12 protein-coding genes and 1 pseudogene are annotated in these 13,958 nt (G+C 63.3%); 2 read left to right on the top strand and 11 right to left on the bottom strand.

The features are described from left to right. Positions 1-43: 43 nt before the first annotated feature. A pseudogene (locus JWJ88_RS21300) lies at positions 44-504 on the top strand (transposase); the annotation flags it as partial. Between the two features lie 168 nt (positions 505-672). Here JWJ88_RS21300 and JWJ88_RS21295 read toward each other — a convergent pair. The 11 genes from JWJ88_RS21295 to JWJ88_RS21245 all read right to left on the bottom strand — a co-directional run bounded on the left by JWJ88_RS21295 (position 673) and on the right by JWJ88_RS21245 (position 12,849). Continuing rightward, entirely contained in the window at positions 673-2,859 is a 2,187-nt protein-coding gene (locus JWJ88_RS21295; protein WP_205296970.1) for a relaxase/mobilization nuclease domain-containing protein, read from the bottom strand. Beyond that, the gene (locus tag JWJ88_RS21290; protein ID WP_205296969.1) at positions 2,849-3,061 is read right to left on the bottom strand and encodes a hypothetical protein; all 213 of its coding nucleotides are present in this window, start codon (positions 3,059-3,061) and stop codon (positions 2,849-2,851) included. The genes JWJ88_RS21295 and JWJ88_RS21290 overlap by 11 nt, the downstream gene beginning before the upstream one ends. A 4-nt stretch (positions 3,062-3,065) precedes the next feature. Then, positions 3,066-3,206 carry a hypothetical protein gene (locus JWJ88_RS21285; RefSeq protein WP_205296968.1) on the bottom strand — a complete coding sequence of 47 codons (141 nt, stop codon included), beginning with the start codon at positions 3,204-3,206 and terminating at the stop codon, positions 3,066-3,068. Between the two features lie 198 nt (positions 3,207-3,404). Next, the gene (locus JWJ88_RS21280) at positions 3,405-3,569 is read right to left on the bottom strand and encodes a hypothetical protein (RefSeq protein WP_205296967.1); all 165 of its coding nucleotides are present in this window, start codon (positions 3,567-3,569) and stop codon (positions 3,405-3,407) included. Positions 3,570-3,847: 278 nt separating this feature from the next. Beyond that, entirely contained in the window at positions 3,848-5,353 is a 1,506-nt protein-coding gene (locus JWJ88_RS21275) for a GMC oxidoreductase (protein WP_205296966.1), read from the bottom strand. Positions 5,354-5,360: 7 nt separating this feature from the next. Next, on the bottom strand, positions 5,361-6,458 hold the full coding sequence (locus JWJ88_RS21270) for an ABC transporter ATP-binding protein (protein WP_205296965.1): 1,098 nt from the start codon (positions 6,456-6,458) through the stop codon (positions 5,361-5,363). Between the two features lie 5 nt (positions 6,459-6,463). Beyond that, complete coding sequence (locus tag JWJ88_RS21265) at positions 6,464-7,342, bottom strand: carbohydrate ABC transporter permease (protein WP_205296964.1); 879 nt, start codon at positions 7,340-7,342, stop codon at positions 6,464-6,466. Then, entirely contained in the window at positions 7,332-8,228 is an 897-nt protein-coding gene (locus JWJ88_RS21260) for a carbohydrate ABC transporter permease (RefSeq protein WP_205296963.1), read from the bottom strand. Before JWJ88_RS21260 ends, JWJ88_RS21265 begins: the two co-directional genes overlap by 11 nt. Positions 8,229-8,311: 83 nt before the next feature. Continuing rightward, positions 8,312-9,565, bottom strand: a complete 1,254-nt coding sequence (locus JWJ88_RS21255) for an ABC transporter substrate-binding protein (RefSeq protein WP_205296962.1) — start codon at positions 9,563-9,565, stop codon at positions 8,312-8,314. A 69-nt stretch (positions 9,566-9,634) separates the two neighbouring features. After that, on the bottom strand, positions 9,635-10,942 hold the full coding sequence (gene hisD, locus JWJ88_RS21250; protein ID WP_205296961.1) for a histidinol dehydrogenase: 1,308 nt from the start codon (positions 10,940-10,942) through the stop codon (positions 9,635-9,637). A 104-nt stretch (positions 10,943-11,046) separates the two neighbouring features. Continuing rightward, positions 11,047-12,849 (bottom strand): thiamine pyrophosphate-binding protein, encoded by a 1,803-nt coding sequence (locus tag JWJ88_RS21245; protein WP_205296960.1) that lies wholly within the window; start codon positions 12,847-12,849, stop codon positions 11,047-11,049. A 152-nt stretch (positions 12,850-13,001) separates the two neighbouring features. Here JWJ88_RS21245 and JWJ88_RS21240 point away from each other — a divergent pair, with 152 nt between their 5' ends. Next, positions 13,002-13,844: a helix-turn-helix domain-containing protein gene (locus tag JWJ88_RS21240; protein ID WP_205296959.1), complete on the top strand. Its 843-nt coding sequence runs from the start codon at positions 13,002-13,004 to the stop codon at positions 13,842-13,844. Positions 13,845-13,958 lie beyond the last annotated feature (114 nt).

The raw sequence follows: 13,958 nt of genomic DNA, 5'->3' as shown, positions 1-13,958 counted from the left end.
ATTTCGTGGCCGCCTTCTTCGGTAATTTTGAGGCAAGGAGGCCATGATGGGCACAGGCAATTTCACGGACGAGTTCAAACGCGATGCGGTCGCGCAGATCACGGAACGGGGCTGTCCGGTCAGGGAGGTTTCGGAGCGGCTCGGGGTCAGCACGCACTCGCTCTATGCGTGGAAGCGCAAGTTCGCGCAGGCGGTATCAGGCGACAGCGAGAAGGACGCCGAGATCCGGCGGCTGAGGCGGGAGCTGGCCCGAGTATCGGAGGAACGTGACATCCTAAAAAAGGTCACCGCGTATTTCGCCAAGGATGCAAAGTGAGATACGCGTTTGTGGCCGAGCATCGGGGCCGGTTTTCGGTGCGGGCTATGTGCCGTTGCCTGCGCATCCAGCCGAGCGGGCTTTCAGCTTGGCTGCAGGCGCCGCTGAGCAAGCGAGCACAGGAAGACAGGTGCCAGACTGAACGGCTGCTGCGGGTTTGGGCTGAGAGCGGCAATGTCTACGGCTATCCGGTATTTTTACGGTGAGCTTTAGGCATGGAGTATCCTCCCGGTTGCGGGTGTTCTGGAAAAAAGGGCAGGCGGATTGGTGCGGTGCGGCCGCACTCTGCATGGCGCGCGCAAGCGCACGCCATGATCAGGGGGTGTAGTCAGGATGGGGTGCGGATCAGGACCGGATCAGCAACTGAAGCTGGGCCAGTCGTTGAGCCCATCTGGATCGCATGCGGTCGGAATCATCTTGAGACTGCCGATCTCCGCCAGCCGCATCTCGGCGCTGCGCATCATCTCGCGGACGTGCCATGTGACGGCATCGCCGCGGCGTAAGCTCAAGCGCTCACTGCAGGTGGCCAGATCGACGACCGCCGCGTCGTATTCCGCCGGATGCTCGCAGCCGAGGACGAAGTGCAGGACCTGTGCGGCCCGGATCAGCGGTCTATCCGCGGCGCGCAGGGCGGGGCTCTCGGCCAGATCGCGGGCCATGTCTTGCGCCTGTTGCCAAAGTAACTCGGATTCGCGCAGCCAATGGGCGAACGCGGGATCCCGCGACCAGCCATGCTGGACATCGCACTCCGCTTCGATGGCATGCGCCAAAGTACCGAGAAGCTCGGAAAAGCGGCGCGAGACGCAGGTATGCGTGAAAGCAGGCGTGGCTTTATGCGCCCCATGGGGCGTGGTACAGGTGGCTTCCTGTTCAGGGTCAGGATCGTCGGGCATGAGAGCGATCAGAGCCGGTTCTGTGACGGTCATGAGGGCTGTGATCATCGCCGTCTGCAGATCCGGAACCAGGCGGCAGGTTCTGCTGCCTCGGGGACCGATCCGGATCAGACCCGCCCTGCCGCCCGGGGCGGGTAGGGAATCGAAGATGCCGCGGTCGGGATCGATACGGCAGAAGCCGGAAATGCCGTCGCGAAGGTCGCGCTGCGCAATGAGGATGGTCGAAGGGGTGACGATACGCAGATCATTGCGGAATACCGCCAGCAGATGGTCGAGTCGTGGGGGTGAGACCGGCCTGCCGTCGGTCCTCTCCGCCAATGCCCATTCCTGCCGGCAGGCGGTATGATCCCAGGGTGGGGTGATCCCGATGGCTCGCTCCTCCTGCGCATGCAGCCGCATCGCGCGCAAATACTGTCGCGACAGCCGAGAATCCGGATCATGGCTGGCCAGCATATCGCCAGCCAGGGGCAGAGGGCCGCGACGGGGGTGCGATGCCTGGAGCCATTGTCGCTGATCGCGCTGTTGCTGATGCATCATGCTGCGGATGAGCACGGCAACCCCATTGCGTCGCCTGCCAAGGCAGTGCCCGATCTGCCGCCGCTCCTCTGCCTGCCGGGCCCGCAGATCCTCGCGTGCCTGTCGCTTCACCTGTGCTTGCCTGCGTCGATCTGCCTGCTCCATGGCAAGCGGTTCCAGAATCTCCGGATCGGGTTGCGGCAGGGGGCCGCCCCTCTCCTTGTTGCCGATCTGCTGCAACTGCCGACGGAAAATTGATGTGGCCTGGGAAACTCTGCCTTTCACGGCCGGGATGAAGGCGCCAAGCCGCTTCACCATCCTCCGCAGAGAAAAGCGAGCTCCGAGATGACTTGCGGGAATCGACCAGGTCGGATCCTGCCGCGATGAAATCCGGGCGCCGGACCCATGCGGGCGATAGTCCCAACCGGCTGCCCGCATGACATCGTGGGTTCCAGGCCAGTCCGCGCAGGCATCCAGCGCCCTCCGGATCAGACGCAACTGATCGGGGCCATGGATCCGATGCAGGGGCCGGAGGCCGGTGCGAAGGGCATGGCCGCGCATGGCGGTACTCTCGGAACGAAACCCCTCCTCGCGATCGCGCCGGCACTGCTGCCAATGGCCGGCCGGCTTGCGCCGAAGCATGATCTCATCAGCGACGATCTCGACGTCATATCTGCCACGATCCGCGGGCCAGCCCATCTGTCGCTCGATCCGGCGGCAGGCCTTTTCGAGTCGGGCATAATCATGGCCGAGATCGAGCCCCTTGCCGGTCAGCGGATGGATCACGTTCAGGATGATATGGGCATGTGGATGTGCGCGGTCCCGGTGGATGGCGATGACCGCCTGATGTTCACCGGCACCGAGTGCGCGCAAAACCTGCCTTGCCGCCGCGATCATCTGGTCATCATCGGGTTGCTCCAAAGGCGACCAGCTCAGCACCAGATGATGGCATGGCCGGGACCGATGCGGGTTGAGCCGCGCGATCCAGCGCATCTGGTCGCCGGCATGGATCCAGCCGCCGGCCAGATGGCGCATCTCGATCCGGCAGGCCTTGCGGCAGATATAGGCGATCCGGGGGCCAAATCCCGGATCGGGATCGCCAGGCTTTCCGGCAGGTATGACCTCAGCCAGCATTGTGGCCCTCGCCCATCAGCAATTGCTGCAGATGCACGGCATCCTGCCCGATACGGTCAAGCGGCAATGCGATCCCGGGATGCTCCCTGATATCGAGATCCGCGCAGAGATCAGACAGCACATGGCCGATCCGTCCGATCCAGGAAACGGCCTGGATCCGGTCACGATGAGAGAGGGCAGGGCGATCGGCCAACTGGTCCATGACCTTAGGAGGACAGGCCGGGATAGCCCGCCGCCTGCGCGCGGCGGATCAGCCGCGCCTTCTCCTGCGGCGTCACCCGCAGGCTGATCGTCCCGTTGCGTCGCCGCCGCTCGGATCGCCGCTGCTGGTCACCCGCGACCGCCATGTCACACTTCCGGATCGCCGGTGTTCTGCGGCGGCTGAAGAACGGACCGGTTGATCACTGCGCCAGAGGGTGCGGGAGCTGCCGGACGACGGCGGCGGACAGGGCCTTGTGCCTGTTGCCGTTCGAGATCACGCAGATAGGTTTGCAGTGTGCTCGCGCTGACCTCGCCAAGCCCTGAATAGACCTTGGCGATACCGGTCAGGGTATAGCCCGCGCCAGTACTGCCCGAATATCGGCCTCCAACTCGATCACGACCTGTTTGGCCGTGCGATGCGTCGGAGGCTTGGGCGGCAGATCGCGCAGACGCCGGCGCAAGGCGTCGACCTGATCGGCCGTGAGGTGGGATTTGCCTGATCTTTCCATTGTCGAACCTTTCCATGATGGATTTGCAGATCGACTGGAACACTATGCAGGCAAGGCCACATGACTACCCCTCCAGAATGGGTTATCCACATGTCTGGACGAATTGGCTGATCGGACGCAACAGCCTGACCGGATCGGGTATCCGCGCGATAATCACCGGATGCGCTATTTGATGAAGACCAGCCGTTCGAATGGCGGGGTATGCGGACGGTCGCACCGTCGGGAAAAAGGGAAGGGGCCGTAGTCGGGGAAGGGCCGATATATCTGCAGCACTCTGATCAAATTATCGCACCTTTCATTGCCTCGCCTGCCTTGAGAGCTAGCGCCGCGATGGTCAGGGCCGGGTTTACCGCTGCCGAGGTCGGCAGGACCGAGGCATCCGTCACCCAGAGGTTGGGCACGTCATGGCTGCGACCGTCCAGATCGACGACGGAGTCACGTGGATCCGTGCCAAGGCGCGCAGTTCCGCATTGATGAGAGGTGGTCTTGTTGCCGAATATTCGCACCATCACCACCGGGAATCCCGCGCGTTTCATCACCTGCCGAGTGCGTTTGATTAACAAGTGATGCGCATCCATGTTGGAGCGCTGCCAGTCCATGACGATATCCTCGCCCCGAACCAGAACACGACTGTTCGGATTGGGCAGGTCCTCGCTGGTAAGAAACCAGCCAAACGCGCGGTTGGCCATCAGCCTTGCCAGGAAACGCGGCATGGCCGGCACCTGCGCCTTGAGGATGTTGCCGGTGATCCGTCCCAACAGCTGCACATTGCCAAGCGGCGCATGAACCTCGGGATCGTCGTTGTAGAAATCGTTGAAGAACAGCGTTTTCTGATAGATCGAGTCGTTCCGCAGAAACGGGTTCAGTGTGATCATTGCGCTGGTGTTGTGGTTCATGAAGTTTCGGCCGACCTGGTCCGAGCCGTTGGCCAGACCCGTCGGATGTGCCGCGTTGCTCGAGCGCAGCAGCAGCGCCGCCGATTGCACCGCCCCCGCCGCCACGGCGAAATGCCGCGCGGTCAGGCGCTCTTCCCGACCGTTGCGGCGAACAATCGCCGCGGCCACCTCGCGTCCATGTGCGCCGGTCTCCAACCGCATCACCTGCGCGCCGGTCATCAGCCGCACGTTGGGATGTTTCAGCGCATCGGCCAGCGGTCCGACCTCGGCATCAATCTTGCCGACGCCGCCGGTGTTGGGGAAAGCGTCCCATCCGGTCCGGCCGCGCTTCAGCCAGGCATCGATGTCGATGGCCAGCGGTAGACTGGCGGGATGGACGCCCGCCCGCTTCAGCCGCTCACGCACCAGTTGCAGCGCCGGCTCGTCCGGGACCGGCGGAAAAGGAAACGGCCCCGACCGGGGAGGCTCGGTCGGGTCCTGCCTGGCCGCGCCGCGCACCTTGAACAGCGCCTCGGCCCGGGCATACCAAGGCTCCATGTCGTCATAGCACATGTCCCAGCCGGGCGATGTGCCCTGCAGATGCGGGCGTGCCCTGAAATCCTCGACGCGGTAGCGATACATCACTGCGCCGTAGAATTTCGAGTTGCCGCCGACGTAGTAATAGTTCCCCGGCAGGAATTTCTTGCCGTCGGAGCCGATCCATTCCTCGTCCGAGCGATAGAAGCCCCGCTCGAAAATCGCCACGTCGTCCCGCGCCTCAGGCGTGTCGGCCAGATGCTCGCCGCGTTCCAGGATCAGGATACGCATACCCGAAGGAGCCAGCGCCGAAGCGAGCGTGGCGCCGCCGATGCCCGAACCGATGATGATGACGTCGCTGTCCGTGCTCATGGCCACCTCAGTCGATGCGGATTTCGGTCTGCGGATCGAACAGAACCACCTTGGCCATCTCGACCGCAAGCTGGACGGTCTGGCCCGCATGCGCGGTGCGCGGTGCAAGCCGGGCGATCACCTCGACGCCGCCCAAGGTGAACATGGCAAGCGTATCGGGACCGGTGGGTTCAACCACCTCGATGGCGGCCTGCACCGCCTGCTGGCCCGGTTCGGCGACCGAGAAACCCTCGGGACGGATGCCGACCAGCACCGGCTTGCCGGCATATTGCCGTCGCGCGGCCTCGCTGACCGCCACGCCGGAAATGCGCGACCTGCCGCCATCGGGCTGATCCATCTCCAGCTCCGGCCCCGCGGCACCCTCGATCAGGTGGCCCGGGATGATGTTCATCGCCGGCGAGCCGACGAAGCGCGCCACATACACATTGGCCGGCCGGTCATAGACCACCTGCGGCTCGTCCAGATGCTGCACGAACCCATCCTTCATCACTGCGACGCGGGTGGCCAGCGTCATTGCCTCGATCTGGTCATGCGTCACATAGACGATGGTGGTGCCCAGCCGCTGGTGCAGCCGCTTGATTTCGGTGCGCATGTCCACGCGCAGCTTGGCGTCCAGGTTGGAGAGCGGCTCGTCGAACAGGAACAGCTTGGGATGGCGGACCAGCGCGCGGCCCATCGCGACCCGCTGGCGCTGGCCGCCCGACAGTTGCGAGGGGCGGCGATCCAGCAGATGCGCCATCTGCAACAGCTCGGCCGCCTCGCGGGTGGCCTTGTCACGCTCGGCCGGCGGCACCCCGCGGATCTTCATGCCGAATTCGATGTTCTGGCGCACCGTCATGGTCGGGTAGAGCGCATAGGACTGGAACACCATGGCGATGTCGCGGTCCTTGGGCGAGAGGTCGTTCACCACATCGCCGTCGATGCGGATCTGGCCGGCGGTGATGCCCTCAAGGCCCGCGATCATGTTGAGCAGCGTGGACTTGCCGCAGCCTGACGGGCCAAGGAGGACTAGAAAGTCCCCGCTGCCGATCGAGATGCTGACCTCTTTCAGCACTTCCATCGCGCCATACGACTTGCGGACGCGGTCGATTTCGAGAGTAGCCATATCGGTCAGCCTTTCACTGCGCCGGCGGTCAGCCCGCGGACAAAATAGCGGCCCGCGATGACATAGACGACAAGGGTGGGAAGCGCGGCGATCATAGCGGCAGCCATGTCGACGTTATACTGTTTGCGGCCCATGGTGACGTTGACGATGTTATTCAGCGCCACCGTCACGGGCGAGGTTTCCCCTGCGGTAAAGGATACCCCGAACAGGAAGTCGTTCCAGATCTGGGTGAACTGCCAGATGCAGGACACGACCATGATCGGGAGCGCTGCCGGCAGCATGATCGAAAAGAAGATGCGGAAGAATCCCGCGCCGTCGATCTGCGCCGCCTTGGTCAACTCGTCCGGGATGGTGACGAAATAGTTGCGGAAGAACAGCGTCGTGAAGGCGATGCCATAGACCGTGTGGACCAGGACCAAGCCCGAGATCGAGCCCGAGAGACCCAGCCGGCCCAGCACCTGTGCCATCGGCAGGATCACAGCCTGGAAGGGCAGGAAGCAGCCGAAGAGGATCAGGCCAAAGACCAGGTTCGAGCCGCGAAAGCGCCATTTAGTCAGCACGTAGCCGTTCAGCGCCCCGATCCCGGTCGACAGAACGACAGCCGGAACGACCATCATGATCGAGTTGAAGAAATAGGGTTTCAGTCCGGTGCAGGAGGTGCCGATGCAGGCCTGGCTCCAGGCCTTTGCCCAGGCTTCGAAGGTCACGGCCTGCGGCAATCCGATGAATGAGCCGCCGTAGATCTCATCGAGAGATTTCGCCGATGTCATGATCATGACCCAGAGCGGCATCAGGTAGAACGCGGCCAATACGAGCAGGGAGCCGTAGATAAAGACCCGGCCGATGGCCTGCGCCCGAGCCGCCGAGCGGCGTTCAGTGGTCATTGCGGCTCTCCTTCAGCTCAGAATACAGATAGGGGATGATGATCGCCGCGACGGTCATCAGCATCATCATGGCGCTGGCGGCGCCGACGCCCATCTGGTTGCGTCGGAAGGTGGCCGAGAACATGAAGGTCGACGGCATCTCGGTCGCGTTCCCCGGACCGCCGTTTGTCATGGCCAGCACCAGGTCGAAGGTCTTGATCGCGATATAGCCCAACAGGACGATCACGCTCAGGAAGGCTGGACGCAGCATCGGGACGATAATGCTGGCATAGATGCGGGGCAGGGTGGCGCCCTCGATCTGCGCAGCCTTGATGACCGAGTTGTCGATGCCGCGCAGCCCGGCCAGAAAGATTGCCATGGCGAAGCCCGAGGATTGCCAGACCGCGGCGATGACGATGGTATAGATGGCAAAGTCTGGCCGGGTGATCCAGTTGAAGACGAAGCCTTCCCAGCCAAGATCGTTCACGACTTTCTGGATGCCCAAATCAGGGTTCAGGATCCATTTCCAGGCTGTGCCGGTGACGATGAACGAGAGCGCCATCGGATAGAGATAGACGGCGCGCAGCGCGCCCTCGGCCCGGATGTTCTGGTCCAGCAGGATCGCCATGACCAGGCCGACCCCGATGGTCACGGTCAGAAACAGCGCCGAAAAGATGAACAGGTTCGCCACCGCCGTATGCCAGCGAGGCGTAGCCCACAGCCGGTAATACTGCTCCAGCCCGACGAAATCGTATTGCGGCACCATTCTGGACGAGGACAGCGAGATCCAGCCGGTCCAGGCGATGAACAGGTAGACACCGACAAGGATCACCAGCAGGCTTGGCGCCATGACCAGCCGCGGCAGCCAATCGGCCAACCGGTCGGAGAAGCTTTTCTTTCGGGTCATGACGATCCTCTCCAGAAAAAGGGGACAATGCGGAAGGGCCTGCCGGGGTGGCGGTCACCGGCAGGTCCAGGCGGCAGGTGGGATCAGCGGGCGTTGTCGATTCCGCTGACCAGCATCTGCACGGCGTCTTCCGAGGCCATGTCGTTGACGAAGAACTGTGCCACGACATCCCCGAACACGGTGGCGAACTGGGGCTGGCTCGCGAAGCCATGCGTCGAGGCCCCGAGCATGGCGCCGTTTTTGATCGCGACGGCGCGATCCTCGAAGCCCTTCTTCGCGCAATCGTCGAAATCGTCCACCGGCAGGTCGGTGCGGGCCGGGATCGAGCCCTTGATCAGGTTGAAGTCATGCTGGACCTTGGGGTCCATGACCACTTCGGCCAGGGCGTCCTGCGCCTTGGTCACCTCGGGATCGGTCACCTTGAACATGCCGAAACTGTCGATCAGCCATTGGAAGGACGGGGTTTCCGAAGGCGTTGCGAAGCACAGGAAATCCGTGCCCGGCTTCAATCCCTTGGCTAGGAATTCGCCCTTGGCCCAGTCGCCCATGATCTGCATTCCGGCCTGACCGTTGATGACCATGCCTGAGGCCACGGCCCAGTCGCGGCCGGTGAAACCGTCGTCGACCAGCCCGCGCACCTGGCGCAGCGTGTCGAAGACCTGTTTCATGGTGTCCGAGGACAGCGCCTCGGGGTCCAGTTCGACCAGCGCCTTGTTATAGAACTCCGGCCCGCCGATATCCGCGACGAGCGCGTCGAATATCACCTGGATCTGCCAGGGCTCGTCGCCCATGGCCAGCGGAATGACGCCGGCCTCCCTCAGCTTCGCCCCGTCCTCGATCAGTTCGGCCCAGGTGCCGGGCGGATCGATGCCGGCCTTGTCGAAGGCGGCCTTGTTCGCCCAGACCCAGTTCTGGCGATGCATGTTGATGGGCGCCGCGATCAGGTCGTCGCCGTTCTTGACAAAGGGCAGCACCTGCGGCGCAATGGCGGCTTCCCAGCCATTCGCCTCGTCAAGCGCGTTGAGGTCGCGCATTACGCCCTCGGCCGACCAATCGATGCCCTCCCAACCGATGAACTGCATGGAGCCGGGCGGGTTGCCAGAGGCCAGCCGGCTGCGCAACGCCTGCTGCATGTTGCCGCCGGACTGTCCGCCCACGGCGCTGTCCTGCCAGCCGTAGCCCTTGGCAGCCAGTGCCTCGCGGACGACGTTCAGCGCGGCGGCTTCGCTTTCGGCCACCCAGTGGTGCATGACCTCCAGCTTCACCTCGGCTTGGGCCGGCATCGCGGCAACCAGCGAGGCCGAACTTGCGAGAAGGGCGAAATATAGGTTCTTCATGGGGATACTCCCTGTTTTCGGTGGTGGTGGGGCCCGGTCGCATTCCGCTCTTCTCGGGCTAGGTCGGGTTCAGGCCGTGACGGCGCTCCCATATTCCACGTTCCGCCCGCCATAGCGGCGGACGCGGATGTTGGCTTGCTCGGCATGGCCCACGAAGCCCTCCATATGGCAAAGGCGCGAGGCGTGGGCGCCAATCATGGCCGAGGCTTCGTCGGTGAGGATCTTCTGATAGGTGCAGGTCTTGAGGAACTTCCCGACCCACAGCCCGCCAGTATAGCGCGCGGCCCGCTGCGTTGGCAGCGTGTGATTGGTGCCGATCACCTTGTCGCCGAAGGCGACGTTGGTACGAGCGCCTAGGAACAGCGCGCCGTAATTGGCCATGTTGTTCAGGAAATAATCCGGATCGGTAGTCATCACCTGGACATGTTCCGAAGCCATGCGGTTGGCCTCGTCTACCATCTCATCCAGCGTGTCACAGAGGATGATCTCGCCGTAATCCTCCCAGGCCTTGCGGGCGATCTCCGCCGTGGGCAGGATTGTCAGCAGGCGTTCGATCTGGGCCAGCGTGTCGCGGGCCAGCTTTTCCGAATTGGTGATCATCACGGCGGGCGAGTTCGGGCCGTGTTCGGCCTGTCCCAGCAGATCGGTTGCGCAGATCTCGCCGTCCACGCTGTCGTCGGCGATCACCAGAGTCTCGGTCGGGCCGGCGAAAAGGTCGATGCCGACCTTGCCGAACAAAAGCCGCTTGGCCTCGGCGACATAGGCGTTGCCGGGACCGGCCAGCAGGTCCACCGGCGCGATGGTCTCGGTGCCGTAGCCCATGGCGGCGATGGCCTGCACGCCGCCGAGACAATAGATCTCATCCGCGCCGGCCAACGCCTGGGCCGCCACGATCTTCTCGGCGATCTTGCCCTTGAAGGGCGGGGCACAGGTGATGACGCGCTGGCAGCCGGCGACCTTGGCGGTCAGCACCGTCATATGGGCCGAGGCCAGCAGCGGATATTTGCCGCCCGGCACATAGCAGCCGACATTCTGGATCGGCACGTTGCGGTGGCCGAGGACAACGCCTGGCAGGGTCTCGACCTCGAGGTCCAGCATGGTGTCCCGCTGGGCTTGGGCGAAATTGCGGATCTGTTCTTGCGCGAAATCCAGATCGTGGCGTTCCTGTTTGGTCAGTCCGTTGACGCAACCCGCGATTTCGGCCTCGGTCAGGCGATAGCTGTCGCGGTCGAGCCCGTCGAATTTGATGCTGAGTTCGCGCACGGCCTTGTCGCCACCTTCGGCGACCTGTGCCAGGAGGGCGCGGACGGCTTCAGTGACGGCGGGATCGGTCTGGTCGCCTTGCGTGAGGCGCGCGGTCTTCACATGCCGGATCATGGCAAATCTACCTCTGGGGGTGGAAGACTTGTGGCCACCCAAGCTGGTTTCTGGAATGGGATGAAAGGCGAGGGCAGGGGCGAGCAGGGCCGCCCCCGGCAGGATCAGAGCATCTGTTCCTTCGCGCGCATCTCGGCGTAAGCTTCCTGCTCTTTTTCGTAATAGGCGGGCGAGGGGAAATCCCACCAGCCGGTGGCGAAGGGGCCGGCGGCATCGCGCGACACGATCACCTCGACCAGGGTCGGGCCGTCGGTGTTCAGCGCGGCCTCCAGTGTCGGTTCCAGATCATCGTCCTTCTCGACCCTCCATGCTTGCAGGCCGAAGGCGCGGGCGGTGGCGGCGATGTCCGCCGAATAGGGTTCGCCATTACCGGCATGGTGGTTGAACTCGGACGCGATATGACGGCCCATGAACTTGCGCATGCCGCCACGGATCGACATGTAGCCTTGGTTGTTCAGCACCAGGAACACCACGTTGATCCCATTCATCACGGCGGTGCCCATTTCCGGCAGCGACATCATGAAGTCGCCGTCGCCGACGATGGCCACGACCTTCTTGTCGGGGCAGGCCAGCTTGGCGCCCATGGCGGCCGGAACCGCCCAGCCCATCGGCGAGAACGAGCCCGAGGTCAGATGGGTGCGCGGCTCGTAAACCGGGAAGCTCTGCTTCACCGCGCCTTGGGTGTTGCCCGAGCCTGCGACCACGATCCCGTCACGCGGCAGCACCTTCCGCAGCGCGACCAGCGGGCGTTGCGAGGTGAACGGCGTTTCGGTGCTGGTTTCGCGCGGCTCGACCTTGGCGCGCCAGTCCGCCTTGGCCTGCTTGACCTCGGCGAGGAAGGCGGCGTTGCCGTCACGCAGCGCGGCAGCCTTGTCGTCCTCCAGCGCGGCGAGGATGTACTGCAGTGCGATCTTCGCGTCCGAGACGATGCCGACTTCGGTCGGGTAGGTCTTGCCGATCTCGCGCGGGTCGAGGTCGATATGGATCAGTCGGCCCGGCGGGAAGCTGAACGACACGCCCTTAGCATAGGACGAGGCCGACCAGTCGGTGAACCGGCAGCCGACGGAGATGACGACATCCGCCGACGCGGTGATCTCGTTGCCGCAGGTGGTACCGGTCTGGCCGACGGCGCCGATGAACAGATCATTGTCCTCGGCGATGGCGCCCTTGCCGTTCCAGGTGATCGAAACTGCGGCACCCAGCTTTTCCGCCAGTGCGGTAAGTTCAGCAGAGGCATTGGCGGTGATGGCGCCGCCGCCGGCCACGATGACCGGGCGTTTAGCAGTCAGCAGCACTTCGACCGCCGCCTTGATCGCCGCCGGATCGGGATGGGCGATACCTGTCGGCAGACGCTTCTCCAGCGGGTGGATGGTGACCTCGTCGGCCTCGACCTGAATGTTCATTGGCACTTCGACATGGACGGGACCCGGGCGGCCAGTCAGCATCTCGTTGAACGCGCGGTGCATGATCGAGGGCAGCGTGCTGACCGATGTCGCCTGCCAGGCGCGCTTGGTCACCTGCTCGGTGATACGCGGGAAGGCGTTGTCCTGCTGGCGCTCGATCTCCTGCATGGTGCCGTGGCCGTGCATATAGGTCTGGGGCGAGCCCGAGACATAGAAGAGCGAGGTCGAGTCGGTATAGGCAGTGGCCAGACCGATGATCGTGTTGGTCGCGCCCGGCCCAACCGAGGTCGAACAGGCCATGATCTTGCCCGATGCGCGGAAATAACCATCGGCCATGTGGACGGCGCTTTGCTCGTGCATCACTTGAATGAACGGGATTTCCGACCCTTCCTGCAGGAAGGCGTCGAATAGCGACCAGATACCGTGGCCGGGGACGCCGGCGACATACTCAACCCCATATTCCTTCAGCGCGCGCGCCACGACTTGTCCGCCGGTGAGTTTCATGTGTTTCCCCGTTTGTTTAGCTGCACCGTTTCGGGTCGGTGCACATCTGCGAATGACTTTCCCGATGCTGCGGGCTTGACGATTCAATCGCAATTTCGCATCCATTCGATTCATGGCGCAAACTGACGCACTGCCTGCGAAGGGATCGAAGCATGACTCCACCCGACCTGTCGAGGGACGCTGCGGACCGCATAGCGAGTTTCGCCGCAAATCTGCGCCTGCTCTGCGACCGGCAGGGCTCGATCTCGCAGATCTGCCGCAAGCTCGGCATCAACCGTCAGCAGTTCAACAAATATCTGTCGGGCCGGCACATGCCCTCTTCCGGCAATATCCGCCTGATCGCGAACTACTTCGGCCTAGGTCCCGAGGTCCTGTTTAGCGAACATGAGCGTTTCCGCGCTCTGGTCGACGGCAACTTCTTCGATGTGCTGGACCATCTGCGCCGGGCGCCGCAGGTCGCGCGTTTTCTCGACACGGTGGCGGTATCGACCAAGATCGACATGGGGGAATATGTCGGCTGCTATGACCGCTACCAGTATTCCTCGATTTACGCACGCAAGATCCTGCGCTCGGCCTTCTGCATCTTCCAAAGCGGGGATTTCCTGAACCACTATTACATCGAGCGTTTTCCCAGCTATGACGACCCATCGCGCACCGAATACATCTTCAAATATCACGGCTTCACTTTCCCGGTAGAGGACCGCGTATTCACCATCGACTTCGAGACGGTGCAGCGCAACGAATTCACCTTTGGCATCTTCTCGACCGTGCAGCGCAGCGCCAAGCGCTTCATGTTCGGCATCGTCAGCGGTGTCGCGGCGACGATGTTTCGCCAACCTTTCTCGACCCGTGCAGTGCTGCACTACCGCCGCCCGGGATTGCTGAGCCGGGCGGAGCTGCAGGCCACCACGACGCTGGACATGAACGACGCCTCGATCCCCCGGGAGGCGCGCGAATATCTGGGCGAAAGCCCCGACATGATCAAACCGGTATGACCGACGCGCGCGATGCCCGAAATTGCGCCAGTCTGCGTCAGTTTTGCGGTGGTCGCGCAATGGTCTGTAAGGTCTTTCCGTGCTGTCCTTGCGCCATATCCAGCATCCTTCGGG

This window comes from Paracoccus methylovorus, assembly GCF_016919705.1.
Classification (GTDB): domain Bacteria; phylum Pseudomonadota; class Alphaproteobacteria; order Rhodobacterales; family Rhodobacteraceae; genus Paracoccus; species Paracoccus methylovorus.
The sequence above is the reverse complement of the archived record's forward strand: the minus strand, read 5'-3'. Positions and strand labels throughout refer to the sequence as shown.